The sequence below is a fragment of the Zophobihabitans entericus genome, from assembly GCF_011745665.1.
GTDB classification, from domain to species: domain Bacteria; phylum Pseudomonadota; class Gammaproteobacteria; order Enterobacterales; family Orbaceae; genus Zophobihabitans; species Zophobihabitans entericus.
Map to the genome: position 1 here is coordinate 2,431,508 of NZ_CP050253.1, position 22,560 is coordinate 2,454,067.

General features: G+C 34.3%; 22 protein-coding genes. 6 read left to right on the forward strand and 16 right to left on the reverse strand.

The genetic code is table 11. From position 1 onward, the window contains the following. Positions 1 to 148 precede the first annotated feature (148 nt). The 3 genes from IPMB12_RS11080 to IPMB12_RS11090 all read left to right on the forward strand — a co-directional run bounded on the left by IPMB12_RS11080 (position 149) and on the right by IPMB12_RS11090 (position 3,233). The gene (locus IPMB12_RS11080; RefSeq protein WP_166917479.1) at positions 149 to 1,399 is read left to right on the forward strand and encodes a tyrosine-type recombinase/integrase; all 1,251 of its coding nucleotides are present in this window, start codon (positions 149 to 151) and stop codon (positions 1,397 to 1,399) included. 212 nt (positions 1,400 to 1,611) lie between these two features. Next, positions 1,612 to 2,292 carry a JAB domain-containing protein gene (locus tag IPMB12_RS11085; protein WP_166917480.1) on the forward strand — a complete coding sequence of 227 codons (681 nt, stop codon included), beginning with the start codon at positions 1,612 to 1,614 and terminating at the stop codon, positions 2,290 to 2,292. Positions 2,293 to 2,300: 8 nt separating this feature from the next. Then, positions 2,301 to 3,233, forward strand: a complete 933-nt coding sequence (locus tag IPMB12_RS11090) for a 5'-nucleotidase (protein WP_166917481.1) — start codon at positions 2,301 to 2,303, stop codon at positions 3,231 to 3,233. Positions 3,234 to 3,479: 246 nt separating this feature from the next. Here the strand turns inward: IPMB12_RS11090 and IPMB12_RS11095 are convergent, their stop codons facing one another. From IPMB12_RS11095 to IPMB12_RS11150, 12 genes are all read right to left on the reverse strand, one after another. Then, positions 3,480 to 4,844 carry a DNA double-strand break repair nuclease NurA gene (locus IPMB12_RS11095; protein ID WP_166917482.1) on the reverse strand — a complete coding sequence of 455 codons (1,365 nt, stop codon included), beginning with the start codon at positions 4,842 to 4,844 and terminating at the stop codon, positions 3,480 to 3,482. A gap of 2 nt (positions 4,845 to 4,846) precedes the next feature. Next, the gene (locus IPMB12_RS11100) at positions 4,847 to 6,928 is read right to left on the reverse strand and encodes an ATP-binding protein (RefSeq protein WP_166917483.1); all 2,082 of its coding nucleotides are present in this window, start codon (positions 6,926 to 6,928) and stop codon (positions 4,847 to 4,849) included. Between the two features lie 2 nt (positions 6,929 to 6,930). Further along, complete coding sequence (locus IPMB12_RS11105; protein ID WP_166917484.1) at positions 6,931 to 7,923, reverse strand: DNA-methyltransferase; 993 nt, start codon at positions 7,921 to 7,923, stop codon at positions 6,931 to 6,933. A gap of 135 nt (positions 7,924 to 8,058) precedes the next feature. Next, entirely contained in the window at positions 8,059 to 8,937 is an 879-nt protein-coding gene (locus IPMB12_RS11110; RefSeq protein WP_208293500.1) for an integrase domain-containing protein, read from the reverse strand. A gap of 1,000 nt (positions 8,938 to 9,937) precedes the next feature. Next, positions 9,938 to 10,159, reverse strand: a complete 222-nt coding sequence (locus tag IPMB12_RS11115; RefSeq protein WP_166917485.1) for a hypothetical protein — start codon at positions 10,157 to 10,159, stop codon at positions 9,938 to 9,940. A gap of 140 nt (positions 10,160 to 10,299) precedes the next feature. Then, complete coding sequence (locus IPMB12_RS11120) at positions 10,300 to 10,776, reverse strand: hypothetical protein (RefSeq protein ID WP_166917486.1); 477 nt, start codon at positions 10,774 to 10,776, stop codon at positions 10,300 to 10,302. Next, positions 10,766 to 12,934: a hypothetical protein gene (locus tag IPMB12_RS11125; protein ID WP_166917487.1), complete on the reverse strand. Its 2,169-nt coding sequence runs from the start codon at positions 12,932 to 12,934 to the stop codon at positions 10,766 to 10,768. Before IPMB12_RS11125 ends, IPMB12_RS11120 begins: the two co-directional genes overlap by 11 nt. Positions 12,935 to 13,115: 181 nt before the next feature. After that, positions 13,116 to 13,559: a hypothetical protein gene (locus IPMB12_RS11130; protein ID WP_166917488.1), complete on the reverse strand. Its 444-nt coding sequence runs from the start codon at positions 13,557 to 13,559 to the stop codon at positions 13,116 to 13,118. 441 nt (positions 13,560 to 14,000) lie between these two features. Continuing rightward, positions 14,001 to 14,870, reverse strand: a complete 870-nt coding sequence (locus IPMB12_RS11135) for a hypothetical protein (protein ID WP_166917489.1) — start codon at positions 14,868 to 14,870, stop codon at positions 14,001 to 14,003. A gap of 300 nt (positions 14,871 to 15,170) precedes the next feature. Then, positions 15,171 to 15,617 (reverse strand): DUF600 domain-containing protein, encoded by a 447-nt coding sequence (locus IPMB12_RS11140; RefSeq protein ID WP_166917490.1) that lies wholly within the window; start codon positions 15,615 to 15,617, stop codon positions 15,171 to 15,173. After that, the gene (locus IPMB12_RS11145; RefSeq protein ID WP_166917491.1) at positions 15,610 to 16,062 is read right to left on the reverse strand and encodes a DUF600 domain-containing protein; all 453 of its coding nucleotides are present in this window, start codon (positions 16,060 to 16,062) and stop codon (positions 15,610 to 15,612) included. Before IPMB12_RS11145 ends, IPMB12_RS11140 begins: the two co-directional genes overlap by 8 nt. Beyond that, entirely contained in the window at positions 16,062 to 16,505 is a 444-nt protein-coding gene (locus IPMB12_RS11150; protein ID WP_166917492.1) for a DUF600 domain-containing protein, read from the reverse strand. The genes IPMB12_RS11145 and IPMB12_RS11150 overlap by 1 nt, the downstream gene beginning before the upstream one ends. A 607-nt stretch (positions 16,506 to 17,112) precedes the next feature. On the opposite strand from IPMB12_RS11150, the gene IPMB12_RS11155 reads away from it, so the two are divergent. The 3 genes from IPMB12_RS11155 (at position 17,113) to IPMB12_RS11165 (ending at position 19,589) form a co-directional block, all read left to right on the forward strand. Beyond that, complete coding sequence (locus IPMB12_RS11155; protein WP_166917493.1) at positions 17,113 to 18,177, forward strand: DKNYY domain-containing protein; 1,065 nt, start codon at positions 17,113 to 17,115, stop codon at positions 18,175 to 18,177. Positions 18,178 to 18,559: 382 nt separating this feature from the next. Next, entirely contained in the window at positions 18,560 to 18,805 is a 246-nt protein-coding gene (locus IPMB12_RS11160) for a DUF2868 domain-containing protein (protein WP_166917494.1), read from the forward strand. 205 nt (positions 18,806 to 19,010) lie between these two features. Continuing rightward, positions 19,011 to 19,589 (forward strand): Ail/Lom family outer membrane beta-barrel protein, encoded by a 579-nt coding sequence (locus IPMB12_RS11165; protein ID WP_166917495.1) that lies wholly within the window; start codon positions 19,011 to 19,013, stop codon positions 19,587 to 19,589. 97 nt (positions 19,590 to 19,686) lie between these two features. Here IPMB12_RS11165 and IPMB12_RS11170 read toward each other — a convergent pair whose 3' ends face one another. From IPMB12_RS11170 to IPMB12_RS11185, 4 genes are all read right to left on the reverse strand, one after another. Next, positions 19,687 to 20,352: a histidine phosphatase family protein gene (locus tag IPMB12_RS11170; protein ID WP_166917496.1), complete on the reverse strand. Its 666-nt coding sequence runs from the start codon at positions 20,350 to 20,352 to the stop codon at positions 19,687 to 19,689. A gap of 47 nt (positions 20,353 to 20,399) precedes the next feature. Then, the gene (locus IPMB12_RS11175) at positions 20,400 to 21,404 is read right to left on the reverse strand and encodes a hypothetical protein (RefSeq protein WP_166917497.1); all 1,005 of its coding nucleotides are present in this window, start codon (positions 21,402 to 21,404) and stop codon (positions 20,400 to 20,402) included. 177 nt (positions 21,405 to 21,581) lie between these two features. Next, positions 21,582 to 22,025, reverse strand: a complete 444-nt coding sequence (locus IPMB12_RS11180; RefSeq protein WP_166917498.1) for a PTS sugar transporter subunit IIA — start codon at positions 22,023 to 22,025, stop codon at positions 21,582 to 21,584. 16 nt (positions 22,026 to 22,041) lie between these two features. Next, entirely contained in the window at positions 22,042 to 22,539 is a 498-nt protein-coding gene (locus IPMB12_RS11185) for a PTS system mannose/fructose/N-acetylgalactosamine-transporter subunit IIB (RefSeq protein WP_166917499.1), read from the reverse strand. Positions 22,540 to 22,560: the final 21 nt, after the last annotated feature.

Here is a 22,560-nt window from a genome sequence, read left to right on the forward strand (position 1 = left end):
CATTCAAGAGTCTATTCACCCCATACCAATGTACAAACGAATTGCCTTTTCCCCTCCAAATTAAAATCAGACAAGAGCAAATCCGCATTTATTCCGATAATTTGAAAAATATTCGGTTTAATACCCTCATATTAGCAAGGAGGGCATTATGGCACTAACCGATACCGCAGTCAGACAAGCAAAAGCCAAAAAGACCGCATACTCACTCAAAGATATAGATGGCTTATTTTTATACATTGCGCCTAATGGCACAAAGAGTTGGCATTTTAGATACAATTTTAATAGTAAAGCTGTCAGGATATCCTTTGGCACCTATCCAGAACTGAGTCTAAAAGATGCACGTCAATACAGAGACGAGGCACGCTCACAAGTTGCCAAAGGCATAGACCCAAGAGTACACAAACAAAACCAACAATCCGAAAACATCCTGACCTTTGCCAAGTATATTGAGCACTGGAAAATCTTTAAACTCAAAAAACTGGGTTCAAAGAATCCCAATAGGAGACAAAGTACACAGGTTCAAATAGAACGCTATTTACGCAAAGACCTGTTACCGGCATTGGGTGAGTTACCTATGATAAATATCACCCGAGTAGAAATACTGGCTGTCTTACGCTCAATAGAAGGTAGAGGAGCGCTATCCATTGCTGAAAAATGCCGATGTTGGCTCAATGAAATCTTTCGTTTTGCCCTAGCCGAAGGTGTGGTACAACACAACCCTGCCTCAGATATGGACATACTGGCATTGCCACAAAACCCAGTAAAGCATAACCCCTTTCTGACCATGGCAGAGCTTCCGCCATTCTTAGCTGAATTACACCATTACAAAGGAGGCAGAGTCATACAACTGGGTGTTAAACTCTTGTTACTGACAGGTGTGCGTTCAGGAGAACTACGCTATGCAGAGCCGAGTCACTTTGATTTAGAAAAAGGATTGTGGAACATCCCTGCCGATATGGTTAAACAACTTAAAAGCCAAGTACGCAATATCAACAATACTGTACCGCCTTACGTTGTGCCATTAAGCCGTCAGGCAATAGACATAGTTAAAGAAATGCTCCTATATCGTTACAGCAGTTCAAAATACCTGATTGTTCATCGATATGACCCAAATCTTCCGTGTAGCGAGAACACCTTCAATCAAGCCATTAAACGTATGGGATATCATGAGCGATTAACAGGACACGGACTCAGAGCCACCCTATCCACTGCATTAAATGAGCTCGGTTACCAAAAAGAATGGATAGAAGCCCAATTGTCTCATTCAGATAAAGACCAAGTCAGACGAGCGTATAACCATGCTCAGTATATAGAGCAGCGTAGAGGGATGATGCAAGATTGGGCTGATAAATTGGATGGATGGACAGAAGAAGGAGTAAAACAACAAATAACCACATAAAACCTAAAATAAATTCAGTATAAACACAAATAAAAAGGACAACTGACCATTGTCCTTTTAAGCTTTCAAAGCAAAACCCATTCCCTTAACACAATTCCCTTACCTTTATTTTTCCTTTTAATCATGACAAGATATAATAAGTTACTTGTCAGCCTAACAGCTAAACTGTTATGCTGAACCGATATTAACCCCATAAAAGTGTCAAAAAATCGATGGATATAAAACTAGCTAAGAATGATAAACGCTATATAGAAAGTACAGATGATGTTTATGGCATTATGCAACGTATTCTATTGCGTGAAGATAAAATAGACATAGAAAAAGAACACTTCTGGATAATCGGTATGAATCAGGCTGGTTACATCCTTTATATCGAACTCATTGCACTTGGTACTTATAAATCAGTTGATATTGAACCCATGAATGTATTTCGTGTGGCAGTCATGAAAAACGCCTCTCGTGTGATTGCAGTGCATAATCATCCTTCAGGACGATTAGAGCCCTCTGAGGGAGATAAAGAAGTCACAGACCGTTTAATACAGGTTGGACGCATTTTAAATATTGAGCTTGTTGACCATCTGATTATTTCACCTATTTACTATTCTAGCTTTAGATCGACTGGTTTAATGGACGAGTTGGAGTTGAGCTTGAGATTTGTCCCAACTTATCAGGTTGTTGATCAGATTAGGAAGGAAGAGAAGAAGATTGCTAGGGAGAAACTAGCGATTGCAAATAGTAAAATTAAACTAGAAAAAGAGCGTCGTGAAAAATTAGAGCTAGCAATGGCTACAGCCCTTCTTGATAAAGGTATTGATATCGATACGATTGCTAAGATTATGGAAGTCACGCCTAAACAAATTCAAACTATATACAATAGAATAAATAATAAATAGAGGATCATATGGCTTATGATTTAACGAATAGACTTGTGATAGGCTTAGCATCAAGTGCTCTTTTTGATTTAGAAGAGTCTGATAATATATTCAGAGAACAAGGAGAAATAGCTTATCGAACATTTCAAAGAGATAATGAAAATAGCCCTTTAAAGAAAGGGGTCGCATTCCCGTTTATCCAGCGCATTCTATCTCTTAATGCTCTAAACCCCAAAGACCCGCCAGTTGAAGTTATTCTTTTATCAAGGAATGACCCTGATACAGGTCTTCGCGTAATGAATTCAATTGAGCATTATAAGTTAAATATGACAAGAGCTGTTTTTCTACAAGGATCATCCCCACTTAAATACATACCTGCATTTGATATAGAATTATTTTTATCTGCCAACATTCAAGATGTCAAGCAAGCAGTTAACGCTGGTTATCCTGCTGGTAGAGTATTGCAAGGTAATATAAAAGATGATATCAATGATAAAGAACTTCGTATTGCTTTTGACTTCGATGGTGTTATTATTGACGATGAAGCGGAAACAATTTACAAAGAAACCAGAGATTTAAGCCTTTTTCATGATAATGAAACCACTAAGGAAGATATTGTTCATAATCCAGGTCCTTTAAATAATTTTATTCGTAGATTAGCAAATATACAAGAACTTGAGCGCAAAAAAATAGAAACAGATTCAACTTATATTCCGATGCTAAGAACTGCTATTGTTACAGCTAGGAATGCTCCCTCACATAAAAGAGCGATACACACCTTAAGAGGTTTGGGAATAGAGATTAATGAGGCTTTTTTTCTAGGTGGTATTGAAAAAAGTAAAGTCTTAGAAATCATGAGACCGCATATCTTTTTTGATGACCAAATATCTCATTTGGAAGAACCCTCTAGAATACTGCCATCTGTGCATATTCCATTTGGTGTAGCCAATAAAAGTGATTAAATTCTCTCGTTATATCTAGGAGCCATTAAATGCTGCTATATCAGAAAAGCTGAAGTCAATATATCCAAAGCTTAGAGTGTCTATAAAACCTGAGTATTTGAAATATACTATTAACACTATCAAACTATCTCAATGTTATTACAAGCTAGAACAGGGTATTTATAAATACCCTGTTCTAGCTTGTATTTTAGATTATCTTAAATTAATGATATTTCTTGTAAAAATAGACATTATGCACTTTTAACTCTAATCACTTTTTAAACTTGCAGCTACAAATTTATCTAACAACACCTTACTTGGATGATTTGCTAAAGATACTAGTTTATTTGCAAGTGCAATTGGAATAATAGAATCATCATACATATGACATTTTAATTTTTGTATATTAAGGAGAATCACCTCTAAATTTTTATAATTTTTCTTATGGGGTACTAAATTTGAATCTTTATCTGTAGTTGGTACTGTCAAGACGAATATTTGATTATCATCAGAATGAAAAATAATTTTCCCTCCATAATATGAGGTACTCCCATAATGCATCTTAGTCGGATCTCCTGGAGTAATATATTTATAAGTATAGTTATTACTCAAAAGAAAATATTCACCATTTTTTAAAATAGGATCTCCCTTTGGGTTTAGGGAAATTTGCTGAGCATGTTCCACAAAAGGACCACTTTTTTCCAAGCCAACTAAAAATAGATTATGTTTTTCCTTTAAGAAATTACATAGATTTCTCATTGGTTTATGCATATTAGCTGTTTGCCCTGAAAAACTTAATGGCCCATCAGTAATAAATAAAAAGCTATTTAGAAGAGTTGCTTGATATGCATATATATATTTAATGAAATGGACTATTATTAGTTGCTCAATTAAACGCGTTAAATAACCAAGGATTCCTCCGGCACCGTGTTCCTCATCGACTGCTTCATGTAATCGGAACACATCTGTTAAATATACTTTACCATTTGGTGAATCAAACGTATAGTCAGCATTCATCTTCTCTTTTTTTAGTTCAAAGGAGCCGGTACCAGTACTTATATCTAAATTTGGATCATTAGATAATGAATAAGTATCTTTGGGTGAATCACTGTATTCTTGGAAAATAAACCACTTTAGTGTTTCCATGAATGTCGAATGATCTCTGCTTATCATAAAAAAATCATAGAGTGTTTTTCTTATAGAGTTTTTTAGTGATTCCTGATTATGGCTTAATATATTTTTTATTGGTAATGCTAACTTAAAGCGTTGAAGGTTATGAAGTTTCTTCATATCTTCAGGAAAAATGAAAGGTTTTTCTGATAAACGTTCTACATCATCTACACCAAAAAGAATTGCCCCAAATTGAAAAAAAGCAAATTGAGCACTAGGAAATTGTTTTTTAGGCTCAACTATTGTATAACCACCATCTACAGCTAAAAAGTGCTGAATTGGATTATTAGTTGGCAGTAACTTTTCAAAAATTTGTTCGCTTTTTATATCTATTTCATCTACATCTTTAGGCAAGAAACAGTTACTAATAAAATTTTTTATAAATGGGTCATTAATAATATGAGTATGATTTATTTTTGCAGCCCATTCATTAGGTTTATTCCCTCTGCTTGTAGTGCCCATAATTATTTTTTCCTATTGGCCAAGAATCTATCAATTTGAACAGGAACCACAAAAGGATTTGTATAGGTCTTCATTCTTGCAAAGCCTTTATCATTACCAGAACTGAATTTTAAAAGTGATGACATAAAGTCAGAAAAATCATAATATTTCCTTAACTCTTTTAATTCATCTTCATTATTTAAGTGTGCAATAAACCAATTTTGGGTGTTTTTTAGGATATTTGAACTAATTGAGCTGACTTCTTGAGTGGCATAAGCCATACCTAAATGAAGTTTAGCCCCTTCTTTTGCTAAACGATTGTATATTTGACTTAAATCTTTATCATCTTTCTTAGGAAAAAGGTTATGTGCTTCTTCAAAATAGAATTGAATAAAATTATTAGGAATATTCTTAGTAAATCGGTCCATTGAATCTTCAAAAATTTTACGTGCGATTTTTTCAGAATAGAGGTTTCTGATATTTTCCTCTCCCTGTGCTAAATCAATAATAATAATTTTCCCTTTTCTTAAGGCATTTAATATTTCAACTTCAAACGATACATTCGATAATTCAGTATGTAAGTTTTGAAACTCACGTAATAATCGAAATCCACTATAACTAGCTTGTTTACCTGGTCCAGGTTTTCTGGTCAAAAAAGTTAAAAGTGCTAACATATCTTCATCAAAGAAATCTTTTTCTTTTTCTTTTTTGTAATCAGCAAATTTTTGTTTATGTTCATCATTTGCTATTGCATCAAATATGTCTTTGAACCATTGAGTTGCCTGATCTAAGGTTAAACCATTATGCGGTGCTACATCAGGAATAATTTTATTTATCGTTTTTGCACACCCATAAAATTTAACAGTTGTTCTATCTTGAGGAGGTAAAAATCCAGCTTCTTTTAAACAACATTTATAAATAGCAATTTTTTTATCATATGCAATAGCTGCATGTTTTTCATCACTTGTTTTATCAGAAGTAGATTTGCGATATCCTTCAGGTTCATTTAAGTCAATAGTGCAAAAACTTTTAATGTATGTACTACTTTGATCTTGTAATCCCGTTTTTATTAAATTGAACCCAGTTTGTAAATCATTATAAAAATTAACTTTTAATACTTTAAATCCTAAATCTGTTTTGTCAGTGATTGAATATCTATCAACAATATCCGAATATAATTCAAAAATCGCTGTTCCTTCATCTTGAAGATTGGGGTTTGCATATTCACCGTTGATATCAAATATAATTTGCCCAATTGGGTATTGTGGAGCTCCCATTACTGTAAAAGCAGGTAGATTTGAAAAAGTTTTAGATAATTTTTTCTCAGGAGCTTTCATTGAAATTTCAGCAGTAGCTTCAATTATTTTCTTTACTGTATTTGATTTACCAGTTCGAGTCATGCCAAAAAGAGCTGTTCGCTTTCCGATAAAATCTTGAGGACTTATGAATACATCAACATTCGCTATGGATGACTGAAAACGTCTACTTGAACTATATCTAACAGTTCCAATCTTAAATTCATTTTCATTGCCAGCGATAATATCGCCATCTCTTTGGTTTACAATCTTTTTTAATACATTATCAGTTGCTTTGTATACACTGTAATTATTTGCAGCATAAAAATTTTCTAGATCTGCACCGAATTCTACTTTTTGAACTTTAGTCTGTTCGCCATCCCGTTCAACATCAATTTCTATTTTATAAAAAGCCCCTAATACTCGGCATTGGAGACCAGAAAAACTAAATTCATATCGAGTAAAGTCATCAAGTTTACTTGTTTGAATACTTCCAGCTCTTCCACTAATATCAGAGCCTTCTTTATAATACTCAATCATGGAGCTAACTACTTCCATATCAGTAGGTAGTTTAGATGGTGTTAATGCTCGCAAAAGAAGAGCTTCTTCTACCCCATCTTCACCATCATAAAAAGCAAGAAGAAAAGTACCTTGCGGTATGCCTTTAACACGATGTTTCCATGCATCTGAAACCAATATTTGTGCATTTTCATAATCTAGATAAAATGGTCGACCAACAAATAGCTCTTCATTCCGACCTTCTTTAAAGATGTCGACATCTACAATACCTTTAATTTTTTGCGTTATCATGTTTACATTCCATCCTTGCGATTTATTTTTAACTTAGAATTCAGTTCTGGATCTTCAAAACGAACAATGGAATCAGAAGCATATTTTTCATTTGCTTCTATTGCTATCCACTGACGTTTATATTTTTCAGCGCAATATCCCGTCGTATTGCTTCCAGCAAAGGGATCTAAAATTAAATCATTTTCATCAGTGAGAAATTCTGTAAAGAAATTGATTAATCCACTATTCATTCTTGCTGGATGAGGAGTAATACCTGATTGTTTACATTTTTTTAAATAATAATCATTAGATATGGTGTTAGAAAAACTCAAAACATTATGAGGAAGCCTAACCTCACGGTTTGAGTCTATATCTTCTAATTCAAACAAATTATGGGCAATACTGCCTCCATTGTCCTTGGTGAAAGCAGATGGGCTTATATTATGCTCAGAAGGTCTTTTCCCAGAATTAAATTTTTGTGTTTGCAGCAGTCTTTCCATACTTTTTGAATATGGTCTCAGAACTTTTGAATTATCAGCTTTAGGAAAATCACTTTTTGCCATCCACCAAACATGTGTATAGCTATCTACAGTTCTTAGTCTATTAACTGTAACCCATTGTGCTGGGGAAGGTAATCGAGAAGGGTTATAACAAATAAATTCTTGTATCAATCTTAGACCTGCATCAGGATGATTAACGAGCCCAAAGAGACACTCGAGATGTAATAAAGATTGAACTGGTCGTTCTGGTTCCCAAGCATTACCTATTTCAATAACTAACGAACCATCATCAGCGAGTAAGTCTGAAAAAATAGGAGCTAAACTTATAAACCAATTGTAATACTCTTTTCCCTGAAGATTGCCATATTGTTTTTTGTTATTCAATGGAAATGGGGGAGATGTTATTATCAAGTTAAATTTATTTTTATAATGTTTTCTTAAATAACTTTGTGAAATTTTCACTGAGTCGCCAACCAGTAATTTTCCATATTTAGTTCTATACAGTTCCGATTTCATTCCAGTAATTCCACTTTTAATTTAAATTTAACAGTATTATATAATAGCTTCATACCTTATCCATAATAAATATAGTTTTTATTTACATGAAATAATTAAAATTAATGGCAATAATTTTTGATTTAATCCAGAACTTCATTTATTTGATATTAATCTATAAACCGTTTTCACATACCTCCCCCTTCCATCCCCATGCCCCAAATCCATCGAAACCTTCGCTTGAGCTTCTTTTATGCTTAACCCTTGTTCTAAATAATGTACCATCACTTCCTGTGCCCAAGCATAACGCAGACTATGTGGAGCATACTTTCCAGATAAACCCAATAACCTCGTCTGATTACGCCAATAAGTCATGGCTGTTTTAAGATTGGGTTTCTTAATAAGTTTGCCATTTTGTTCTTTAGCAATACTCAGAGCTAAATTAACTGTTTGCAGCAGTTCTTCATGATTTAATACTAGAGAATCTCTGGCTCGACCACCTTTAGTACCAAACACCACATTGACATGGGTTTTACCTTGTTCCAGTGTTTTTTGCCATGTTTTTAAAGAATGAATACTTTGTACTGCTTCTTCTGAACGTAACCCCAATTGTCTGGCCAGTTGCATAGTGACAGCCAAACCTCTATCTTTCATTATGGCTTGTTCCATAATCTGTTGAAACAATTCATTAGGTATCGCTTCTTTTGTGCCAGCACGACTGGCATGGCCAATACCTAAGTTTTGATTATTGATTCGTTCTAAATCAGCGAGCTTTTCTCGTCCAGCTTGTCTGAGCAAAGCCCGAATAGCAGCCATTTCATTTTGTAGGGTTCGTTTGCCTATACCATGTGCTAATCGGTCGGTAATATAACCCTCAATATGTTTACTCTTTAAATGTTCAATGCTCTTAATCTGGATATTCATCTTTTGCAAATAATCACAAAAATACTGGGCAATCCGAATACGATCATGAACCGTTTTATAACTACCACTGGCTTGTTTGGCTAATTGAAACATCATCGGTTTTAACTTCATTTTTCTTTTCCTGTTTAGTGACACAAAAAACTCTGGTGCGTGTTAATTGGAAAGAAATCCTGTTTTATTCCTTTCCCTGAACGATACCTGTGCACCAAAGCGAATCAGTGTTGAGGTATATGGGGCACGGTGATGTACTCAGTACAGCCGCCTGTTTACACAGGTGAATCCCCACAGGTTATAAAACCTGTCATTGGTATCGTCAGTCCTCCTTAAAATGATAAAAATCAGTGAAAAATGATGTGTCACACGCTCATAATGAACGGAAACATTAATGAAATAAGCCCTGAAAGGGTATGAGTTGTCGGCGTCACTTTTTCGCTTTACGCTTTTAAAGTGACGCCTTCGTGCCAGTGAGCACATAAAAAATGGTGCACCACATGAATGTGATGTTTGATTGAATCAGCCAAAAGGCATAAGAGTATCTTGGCGCAATAATGCCAATAGAAAAATTACTGGATGGATACAGTCGCAAAATGAAAATAGACTCAGGTGCATATGAAGACGTATTCAATATGCACATTGAGCTGATGATTAAAATATGTTGCGCCAAACGCAAATTAATATAAATAAGTTCAATCTGTTTTACACAGACCAGTAACTCGCAGAATTCGTTACTTTGGGCTGGTTTCATTCGATATGGGTAACCGAACAGCACTTTCAGAAACTCTAATATGCTTTTTTCGCCCCTTTCTACTCAAAGTTAGACCAGATACTTAAAGGGGAACTGTACCTCTGGGATGTGTTCCATTCAAACCGAAGTTTGAAACAGGCAATTAAAGGAACGATGCCTCTGGGCTTGCACTCAACGAGTGCTATAAGTGAAGTGATTATAACGAGGTAAAATCAGGCTTTCAAGTAGTTTTTGGGGGATGTACACTTAATGGAAGACTACGCACGTCAGTGGAATGAAAATATTTTTTCTGACGCGCTTTTGCTTGTCGTCTACGTTTAGATTTGTATTAAAAAATACAAATCTAAACGTAGATTAGCTAATTTATCAATTAATGGGAGAAGAAACCATGATGAATTCTTTTTTTCCAATTTCAACCTGATAACAATCACGTAAGATTGTTAGTTTTTCTTTTAATAAGGTAAACAGTACTTCTTTTGAGCGCGAATGCTCTGATCCATCAATCACGTCAATCAAAGCATGACATTGTTCAATGAGTTCTTCCGTGTCAGGATATTCGAGACAACCTTGGGGAATTTGTATTGACATACTTTATCCTTAAATCAATTTTTATTTAGGGAGATCATTATTTTCTTAAGCATTATCAATAACTAAACATAAAATGTGAAATCGTTTTGAGCGATCAATTATCTCTATATTGATCGGTAAAAATGATCTTTAAATGAAGGTTATTTTTCAGGGAAAGGCATTTCTCGTCTAAAGTCTTCCATTGTTGATAAGTCTTTACCTTCAACCATTTGTTGACACTCACGCCAGAATTTTAAAACAGTTCTGTATTGATTAAAGGTGAATTGTTGTGGTTCACCACCGCTATCAGGATCAATAGAGTATTCAGTATATTCATTGGTAATCGCCATATGCCCAGGCAAAGCAACTGGAGGACAAAGCCATATTTGTTTCGCATTCATATCCCAATCAGCAAAACGTGGGTCTTGTGGCTGGTATTCTCCGTGTTCTACTTTTTGTAACAGTTCCTCAAAAGAGGCATCTTCTTTTTCACTTGTTGAATGTTCTACTATAAAATCTAATAATGTTAGGCCTATAGCCCTGTCTAGTTTTACATTATCACTTTTTAAAACTAGCTGTTGAATATAGTCACCCTCTTCAAACTTGAAAAGTTTAAATACTAAAGATTTATGGCTCATATTTAGGGTAACCTCTCCATTGTTTGACAGTACCTATAGGTTCATTGAAAATAAATTTTACATCACTTGATTTACCTTGCCAGATACCTTTTGTTTCATCTATTAACTTTTTATTCTCAAAAGCGTGGCTCATCTCAAGTTTACTTCGAGTAACAGACCAATCGGCAGGTGTTAAAGTGGATTTAGCACCATTATTGGTTTTTAAGTAAAAAGGCTCTCCATCCACTTGTCGCATACCCACTTTAGCCTTAATCGTACCATTACTGCCGACTGGCTCCAATAGCTCTGTAATGACCAAATCAGGCGAACGTGTAAAATGCCCGCCTTGTACTTTTCCCCTACCATTTTCAAAAATCCGAACATCTGCCTCAATATGTTTAAAATCAATATCCTGTTGATGCTTACGATAACTTTCTAAAGTCTGCTGAAAGTGACTAGGCTCTTTTGCTCGTTCCGCAAACTGACTGTAAATTTGTTTTTCTTTATGAATCGATAATTGTACATCTTGATGACGTTCTGACCAGTTACTAAAGGTTTGCTTATCTTGTGCGATTTTTTTGCTGACTTCTGTCACGGTACTGAGGTTTTGTTTTGAGATTGCCAGCTGAGGGGATACAGGTCGTAATTCAAAGCCTAATGCGCCTGTTTGATAACGCATCATACCAGTTGGCAAGACAACAGGTTTTACTGTAACACCATAACCACCATATCTTGTGGCTGCTTTACCCATTGCTAAACCAGCAGTTACACCACCAGCCAGTTCAGCAAAATCTCCATAACGACCTTGCATCAAAGCTGTTGTGCCGTGATAGCTGGTCACGCCAATGCCTGTAATAGGGTTACTCTGTAGCAATAATTCAGTTTGTGATGTGCCATTCTTATAAGCCTCAGCAGTACCACTTTTCATTTCAGGTAACCACATATCGGCACCTTGCTTATTACCTAAATAGTTATAAGTCACCGCAGCGCCTGCGACAGACATATCCCTGACCTGTAATACAGGCTCAACCACAAAGCCTTTTATTCCATTGACTAAACCTTGCCCAAATCGCTCGCTATAACTGGTTGATTGATGATATTCAGTCGGTAGATATTGATTGACCAATACGCGGTGTTTGAGTTGGTCTTCAAAAGAATTACGTGCCATTGATTCTTGTGGTTTAAATAAACTACTTAATATCTCATTGCTTTTCTGTTGTTCAAGGTTTTGTCTTTGTTGCTGTTGAATTTGAGCTTGAATAGTGTCAATTTGTTGATTGATTTTGGTTTGGCTACTCATTTGTTGTTTGGCAAGTAATTCGTTTTCTTTTAGTTGTTCCTGTGTGTAAATACTTGGGTCATAGCTATATTCTTTATTTGGTTTGATGTTGGGGACTAAATGCTGGTGCGCTTCTTTAAGCTGAATATCTTTTATTTGTCCTGAACGGTATAAATGCCCTAAAGCTGCCTCAGGATTGTCGGGGTCTAATTGTTTGGCAATAGACATGCCACTATCACCACTTTTGGCAATTGAAGTACTTATGGTTTGTTCAGGCTCTTTCTCAGGTACAGCGTGTTTGATGTCTTCTTTAGGCTGATATTGTGCCAAAAGAGCCTGAGTATCTAATTTAATGCTTTTATGAGGTGAGCCTACCAAGAGTTGAATCTGTTCCTTATTGATATCCACATAATGTACTTTAGGTGGGTGACCTGCATGGTCATCAATACTAAAACCTACCGCTTGCATTAATACTTGCTGTTCATGTTTGGGAAAAGGGGCTAGTTTTTCATGAATATGATGATGATAAATTGACTTATTAATCTCATTTAAGCGTTTATCGTCAGGCAAAGGACGTTCTAAGATATCTTGTTGTTTAGGCTGTTGTTGTGTCAGGGTTTGCTGGATATTAATATGAGCGGTTTTATCTCTGCCAACAAATGCCACTAAATATGTGCCATCTTTAGAATACCCAATTTTAACAATATCATCATGACCACTTTTTTTAGCCACTTCTTCTGATAGGGCATCACTTAATTGTTTTTGTTGTTCCTGAGTAAAGTCTTTGAGTAGCTGATTTTTATCTAAGTGTTGTTGAACGTCTTCAGCGGCTTCTGGTAGTTTTTGTTGTACACGCTGTAACTCTTCTTGCTCTTGTAGCCAACGCTGTTGTTGGAGCAATTCTAAATCTATTTCTAGGCGTGGGCGATCTTCCATGGAGCAATGAGGTAAAGAAGAGGATTAATGACATCAAGATTGTACAATAGCTTATATGCAGTATGGTTTGAAAAATAGTAAAACAATCAAATTAAACTCAGTTATGCTGTATTGATACAACGATTACGGTAAGTCTAAAGAAACATTATTGTACATTTTGAATCACATTAAAATATCGAGATAACGAAAAAGGACGTTTGACAACTAAAGATAGTGTGCCAGAGAATAAATGACGGATCTCTTTTTTAGGCGTTTTAAATAATTCTAAAGTCCAACCCCCTTCTACCATAAATTCAAAAGAAATCGTGTTTTTAGAATGAATGATTAAATCAGAGAAGATTCCTGAACGACACATCCGAGATATTTTTGCTTGATCAACAGTACAGTTTTGTTGAGTATCTATCAGATAAATGAATAACTCGTCTTCACCTTCAAATGGGTAGTCCTCGATGAGAAATAATAAAATATAACGTTCATCAAATAAAAGAGCCGCCTCTAACCATCTACCCTCAACACTAACTAAGCTATCGATACCATCAATTTCTATCGTATTGTGATTGAGTGTTACATTGGTTAATTTTTTGATCATAAACGGCTCTTGTTTTTTTATCTACTGCAAATAAATATATTGATACAGTATATGATAAAAACACACCTTTTTTAGTCCATGTGGAAAATAAAACTAGTCCAAAAGAAATCTTATTTTTTTAATTTATATCAATTTGTTATGCTAAATTTTGTATCAGCTTCTATATGGGTATATGGAGCAAAAACCAAAAGTATTTATTTTCATTAAACTTGAGATAAGAAAAAATTATCTCTTTTAACTAATATGTCAATCAAAGCAGCAAAACCAAAAATATTGAATACACCAAAAAAGATGGGGTTGGCCTATTTTTAAATATTTTACCAAACGGCACTAAACAATAGCTATTTCGTTTCTCTTGGAAAAAAAGCCAAAAACGTATGTCTCTTTTGTATTGCATAGGCTATTATGTCATTGATTATTTCGTTTACTTGTCTCTATATCTTATGATCCGTCTGAGGTCTCTTCCATAATGAGATAATCAGGGTATATAGGTTCATTAGTGGTTTTGACTATACGCCCATCCTGAGAAAAATATTCATTTTTCACCTGACCATCATCTAAATAGGTAACAAGATTAGTTTGTACACCTTCATCATTACGATAAATTGTTTGTCTATAATCCCCTGTTGCTTCATCACATATAGTCCTTCTTATTTCAACACCTTTGGCATTTTTAGTAATACCATAAATACAATGTCCATCTTTATTTGATTCACTTGAGGTTATTTCAATTATTTGTTTTTGCCCGTTATAAATTGTTCCAGTAATATAATGTTCTTTAGTAGAATCAGGCCAATATTTGGTTTCAGAGACCTGCCAGAGCATTAGATCAACTCTAACAGATGCAATAATATTTCCCATTTCTTTGATTACTTTATAATAGGACGGCTGCTCAATGGCTTCTCTTACAGATAAAAAATAAGGTTTATTATCTATTAAAGTAAAATAAAAAGTCCCATTTTCTAATGAAGATAATAATTCTGTATCCATCTCTACAGGAGTTCTACTTCTACGAATTGAATTAAAAGTTTTATATAAATAATCTTCGTTTATTTGGAAACTCTGAATTCTTTCATATTGTTCAACTTCTTCAACACTAATAGGTGATTTAATTGGGAAGCTAGGGTTAAAATATGGGTCTATTTCAGGCTTAACCCAATATTCCTGATTAGGTTGGATTCCTAAAGAAGTAGCTAAAGTCACTCTAGCCGCTCTTGCAGGTAAATCAGGACTTAAAATCATTACTCCTATTAAAGAAATAATCATACACATACTAATAAGGCGAAACGGTTTATTTATAAAAAACGCCATATTTATTTCCTGGTTAAATTATTATCTATATTAGATAATCAACTCATTACAGTTGTTACTATTTTCTCTGTGGCTTTTATATATTTCATGTTTTTGGGTCGTATTGAAACACCAAAAGAGAGAAGAACAAAAAATAAGAATACCATTAAGTCGTTAAAATTCAAATAATGAAGACTCATACTATCGGTGCATCCGACTAAACCAATACTTCATCTATTTTGGTTCTATCCAGTAAGAAAAACTTGGTGATTTGATTTAGATATCAATTTAATTTTGTGTTTTTGAGTAACAAATATTTCATCACTGTTGAGCCACCTCTCCAAACCATTGATTAAAAATATCACCAGAAGTCAGATTATCTTTATTACTGTATTGAAGGTCATAATAATACTGAGCTCCAAAAACACTTGTCTGGACGTTATAAACCATTTTCATTGCGGTTGGTATTTCTTTATTATGTTTTTTACATAATTCAAGGATGGATTTTAAATCTTCAATCCCATATTTTATTAATGCTCTTTGTCTGTCTATTGAAACGTTATAGGAGAATCCATTATTACTATCATTTAGTTTATGTTTTCTAAACACTCCATCCTGTAGCTCATAAAAGACATCAAAAGAAAGCATATTGTTCTCAAAAGCACAGTAAATATATACCGTGTCAGCTTGTTTGTTTACATACTCCAAGGAGAGAGAAACCATATCAGATTGTAATTCTGAGAAATAATCTTCAAATACTTTAGTCATTATTGTTTGCAACCTCATCAAACCATTGATCAAAAATATCATCAGAAATAAGATTCTCTTTATTACTGTATTGAAGGTCATAACAGTACTTTGCTTCAAAAGAACCTGTTTGAACGTTATATACCATTTTCATTTCTGTTGGCATTTCTCTATTATGGCTTTTACAGAGATTGTAGATTTTTTCTAAATCATCTACACCAATCTCTAAAACTTTCATCATTCTGTTCATGGAAACATTATAGTTAACGCCATTGCCAGCATCATTTACTTTATGTATACGCAAAAATTTACCATTAATTTTATAAAATAGGTCAAAAGAAAACATATTATTTTCACAAGCACTATAGATATATATATAATCAGCTTTATTATTTATATATTCTAAACCAATAGAAACCATGTCTGCTTGTAGCTCAGAGAAATAATCTTCAAATGTTCTAGTCATTATTTTGCAACCTCATCAAACCACTGGTCAAAAATATCCATTGCTATTAAATTCTTTGTATTTGAATGCTTTAGCTCATATGAATAATCAGCCGCTAAACTATTCTTTGTTACATCATAAATAAGCTTCATTTCTGTTGGCATTTCACGTTGGTATTCGTTAAATAATTGATGAATTTTTTGTAAGTCTTCTACTCCAATTTTTACGGCACCTTTTTGTCGATTGATTGATACATCATACGTGTTGCTATCAAGATCAGTGAGTTTATGTTTATGAACAGTTACACCATTAATTTCATAAAAGAAACTAAAGAAATAGGTATTGTTTTCGCAAGAACAATAAATATAAATCTTATCTGCTTTGTCAAAAGCATATTCAAGGGTGATATCAACCATATCAGTTTGTAATTCCAATAAATAATCTTCAAATGTTTTAGTTGCCATTACTAAACGAATCCTTCTGGTTGTTAGAATTAAAACACTTCACTCTGTCAAAAATCATCAATTGAATATTCAATTTCAAAGCTGCTTAATCACGTGGTAAATTGTTAAAAAAAAGATATGCTTAGTAGAATAAAATTTATTCTTGTTGTAAAGCAAAATTAATGATGTTAACTAATACCTTTTTAACCAAATTAAAATCAGAATATCAGCCATATACTTTGAATAATTTTGGTGGAAGGTACTATTTGACAAGATGAGTTATTTTGTACATCATGTTGTACATCGCATCCTGCGATAAAGTGAGAAACATTTAAATTATCAAGAGGTTATTATGTTGATACGCGTTACGTTTCCCGCTCCAACAATTTACAACCCATTGATTTATAAACAGTTTTTAATAAAACCCATCTCGATTTAGACTACACTTTTTCACTATTGATATCTGCAATAAAAACAGTTATTGACTATCTTTTGAAAATAAATGTTTTTATTCCTATTTTTACCTCGTAAGCCCCACAGGATTAAGGTTTTACAATCTTTTACAAATCAAAAATGAGGGATATGCTACCTTAGAATCTAATCATTAAATCAGCAAAATAATAAAACTATGATGAAAAAAACAATTCTCATTATTTTGATAACCTTATTTGTTGGCCATAAGCCACTACTTGCAAATGAACAAGGTGCAACCATGCCAATTCACACTACTTATATCAAAAATGGTATGCTCGCTTTTGGTTACCATATCATCAATGATCATATCTACTACATTCCTATGCAAAATTTCTATGAAGAGATTCCAGTAGATGCTGATATCACAGATTTTGAGATTTTGGATATAAATTATGCAAAAAATAAACAAGCCGTTTTTTATCAGGCTAAAAAGCTAAATGGCGTTGATCCGTTGAGCTTTGAAATATTGAAAGACTCATATACACGTGATAAAAACTTTGTCTATTACCAAAATACAGCCATAGCAGAATTAGATGTCAGCACATTTGAAGTTATTACTTACGACTATACAATAGATAAAAATGGCGTCTATTATCTGAATCATAAGCTTACAGGGGTCAGTTCTAGCGGATTTGAAATCATTCAACCATTTCATTATATTAAAAATACAGAAGCCGTGTATTACCAAAATCGAGAGAAGCTAATAGGAATTGATCCTGAAAGCTTTGAGATCATCACATTTAGCTACACAAAAGATAAAAACTTTGTCTATAAAAACCATCAAAAAATAGAGGGCGCCGACCCACAATCTTTTGAAATCATTGACCAATATTACACCCGAGATAAAAATTTTATCTATTTTGAAGATCAAAAGACAGCAATCACAGATCCATCAACCTTTGAAATTATTCGAGCTAGCGAAACCTCCCGATCATTATCATATCGATACACGAAGGACAAAAATGCAGTCTATTACAATGAGGTGAAAATTCCTGGGGCTGAGCCTGAGACTTTTAAAATCATTATGGACCACTGGTATACCTCGGATAAAAATAATATCTACTATGCAGGTAAAAAAATAGAAGGGGTAGATAAAGACTCGTTTGAAATCATGAATTACCAATATTCCAAAGATCGTCAGTCCGTTTTCTTTTTACATAAGAGACTGATTGGTGTTGATGTGAATACTTTTAAACTTAGACCAAGAGACATATTCTAAGCGAATCTATTGAGCTCAATACACAGACCTTAATTGCCTCATATATAAATACTGATATGTTGTAACAATATATTTTATTATCGTTTATTGCTAATCCATTCTTCGACTTCGATAGCAAAACTTTCTGGAGCCTTGACATAAATACTCCGGGAAATCTCCAGAATAGAATATTGTGCCAGCACGTCCTCCATACATTCTTATGCCATTTTCATTACAGAATGGATCCCGCAAATACCGGAACACGCCCATTTTGGTAGACAAGCTTATTGTTTTGTAAATAATAATCCTGAAATTAATAACAAAATACAGATATCCTGTTGTACTCTACTAATCAATAAAGTATAAATCTATCTCACTATTATTTAATCAGAGTCTTTTGGATATGAAAAAATTTAAAATTGAAAAATATATCAATCAGGAATTAGACGAGACCTACACCATTCCTGTGGCCTTTATTAGTATTTTGACCACTATCCTGCCTGCATCAGCCATTGAATCACTAACTCAGGCTGGATTTGATTTTAAAACGCTGATAGAGGCGAGTAAACAAGATTTAGCATATCAGTCTTCTGCTATGGTAGAAGAAAAAGGAATTTCAAAGAAAATTATCATTACTTTGCTGCCATAAAGCAGCCAAAATAAATCCTTATTAAAAATAGGGGTTTGTTATTGATTTATCATAATTAATTTTTATTAGTTTGATACAATCCTTATTTATCAATAGTTAGCCGATTTTTACATCGTTTCATGCCAATAAAGTGAACTAAATCATTATTATAATTAGATAAAATCGGATATTATTTATCTCCTTATTATAAAAAACAGGAATTGAGATGAAAAAAATAAGTTTAAGCCTATTAGCTGTAGGAGCTCTAGCAGTATCTTTTTCTGCCGCAGCTGATAATCACTCTTTCACTTTAGGGTATGCGCAAAGCAATATTGATATTATTGATAATATTAAAGGGGTTAACCTTAAATACCGTTATGAGTGGGATAGTTCACTAAGTGTCATCACCTCTTTTACTTATATGTCAGGTAATGAAACGATTAAGGATCTTTTTGTTCAGGATATTATTACGGATAAAATCGACCTGAAATACTACTCATTAGCAGCAGGCCCTGCTTATCGATTCAATGACTATGTCAGTGTTTATGGTATATTAGGGGTTGCTTATGTAAAAAATGATGTAAAAGAACACTGGCTGAACTATATTGGGCCTGGCCATGAAGACATGGGCACAGAGAACTATTCAAAAAATAGTGCCAATCTGGTTTACAGCGTAGGCGTTCAGTTTAATCCGATGGAAAATCTGGTTGTAGACGTTGCTTATGAAGGTTCAAAACTGAAGACTGTTGCAGAAGATAAATTAAGTTCTAACGGCTTTAATATTGGTGTTGGTTACCGATTCTAAGCATTTTATTTTCATACCGCAGTTTATTACAATCTACTGCGGTATGAATGAATTAACTAACCTAATCTATCTATTGCTTATCAGCTCTTCTGGGTTATTAATTTCCGGTATTTGAAAGATGAGACACATCATTATAATAAACCAGTGAATATGTTCCTTTTTCTTGCTCTGGAGATTTTTGATAATTAACTAAACTAATGCTGGTATTAAATGGTTTAGGGAAATATTCCTGAGTACGATGCTTATGCCAGTCCCCACCATTAATAACACATAGTAGTAGCCTCAATAATGTACCGTGCGTAACAATTAAGATATTACTGTCTTGTGCTGAAACTGAAGCAACGATCTCATCAAGCGCCTGTTGTGTACGTGTAAGAACATCCATAAATCCTTCACCCTGAACCAGAGAGTGATTATAACTTGCCGGCACATTCATATAATGGTGAAATTCTTTGTCCTGATGTAGTTCATCAATAGATACACCTTCCCAGATACCAAAGTCCATTTCTCTCAGACCTTTATGTATATCCACATCAGGGGAATTTGTTAATTGTTCTACAATATAATCGCGAGTATGAACTGCTCTCGTCAGGTCACTGGAATAAGCTTTTAGGAAGGGAATATTACTCAGGCTTCGACCAGTGATCTTCGCACCAGAAATACCTTTGTCTGTTAAAGGTGAATCCTGTATACCTTGCATCCAGTTTTTCAGATTCCACTCAGTTTCACCATGGCGAATAAAATAGAGATTAATATTTTTCACTCATATTTCCTTAAGTTTATCTTATGCTGATAGAAGGTGTTAATAATCTACTCAGCTGATAAATCGTCTGCTGGCAGTTCTTCTTCAATAGCAGAATCCCCTTCTTTGCGCTCTTCTTTGCTCTTAGTTACCATCGAGGTAATAACGTGATATAGCGCCTCTGAATGCTGTTCCACCGTTTCTACTGACAAAATACTGTCTTTACCAGAATGTGCATTTTTAATCTGAACTTTGTTATCTGCATCTAACGAACCGGCAGTGACCATCATATAATTTTTGAAAGTTGTTTCCATCTTACCTTCATGAAAGGTAACATTCTCAAGTTCACAATTAAAGTGTTTTGGTTTGAAGAATTGTAGTTGCTCGCCATTACCTAAACTATCAAGGAAGATGACTTTCTTTTTACGGACTTTATCTGAATAATTTTCCAGCATTTTGATACCATATCGGCTCGAAGTACCACCATCATAAAGTACAAATGCGACTTTCTTTTTCGTTTTCTTATCCAGCTTATTAATCGTATCCAGCATCACTAAAATACTGGAAGTATTACTGACAAAATTCTTTTTATTCGGAATACCGTTTTTGTATTTTAAAATAAAATAAAACAGAACCACAGTAGAGAGTACAGATGAGACACCCTGTACACTAAAGAAACCCAGTTCCTGAATTCCTGGAATAAAGACAAAATAGTTTAAGACTACAGACAGGGCGACTAAGATAAAAATAGGCAGTAAACTTAGAAAATAACGACCAGTTTTGAACTCTTGTTCAAATGCATAGATTTTAGATAAGTTAAAATAGTTTGCCCCGGTATCATAATAGGTACAAACGATCACATCCGCTTTATTAATATCACCGATATAGGCGTTATAATAGTTTTCATACTTCTTTTTAGCTAACTGTAATTTTGCAATCTTTGCATCAAGATGATAGCCAAGTTGTAGTAATTCTTTAGAAATTACTCGTAAAAAAGCTATCTTCTCTTTATAAGAAAAGCGACGGCCAAACAAAACACAGTAACGTAAAATTAAATCTTTTAAACTATCCATAATCCCCAATAACTATCAATGACAAAGCGAAGGTTAAAATTAGTACTGATGCGTTATACATCAGAAATTATGTAGAACATATTGTGAAAATGACTGATAGCATCATTATAACACTATCAGTCAAAATATTAATTAACACTAACCTCTGTGGGTTATTCGTTCAACAATTAATATATATTAATAGTCATCACCATCTGATGAACCAGAAGAGGCTGCAAGTACCGCCATAGCGTCTTGAATGTTCTCTTTTCCTGCTTCAACAGAATCGTTTGCCAGTTCATCAAGAGATGAAAACTCACGATTACAAACAGCTGTCACAACCATCGGTAGGCTCATGCCCGTAATTACACGAACCTTTGAACCAAGCTCTTGCCATTCAGGAACACATCTCATTGACGCATTGTATGGAGAAGCGCCAAATAAATCGACGAAAATAAGAACACCGTCGCCAGTGTTCAATTCTTTCGATTTATTGAAGATGTTAGTTTTCAGCTCGTTGACATCCTGACCCGGGACTAAAGCTAACGTTTCAAATTGCTCAGCTGCGCCTGCAATCATTCCAACGCTATCTTTCATACCTTCAGCCATTTTGCCGTGACTTACTAATAAAACTCCAATCATTTGGTTATCCTAATTATTAAGAGAATAATTTAATAGCGTCAGCTAACATGACTTTTTTCAGTGACGGAGTCGCCTGGAAATAGATATTCATGTTAGGGTAAGTGTTTTGCAGATCAACAAGCAGATCAAGTTGTGCTTTATTGATTGCCACTTCGCTAATAATTGGCGTAGCACCAGGAACTTGTGGAAGACCACCAAGGTTAAGGTTCTCAACCGGAACGCCACCTTTGATGATTTTATGCATAATTTCAATGCTTTTAGTAATTAACATGACATTGAAATCATCATATTGACGATCTTCCCAGTATCTGATCGCGCCATCTTCTTTAAGCACACGAATTTTATATCCGGTACGTGAACCCGCACCCATAATAATATTCTTTGTGAACTCATCGTTAGCTGACAGATCGTCAGCTACGAAAAGTGCATTTGCGCCTGCAGATTTAGACACGTTTGTTGCTACTTGCCCATGGATTAAACGACTATCCACGCGAGCTAATACTACTTTACCCATAACTTTAAAACCTCAAATAAT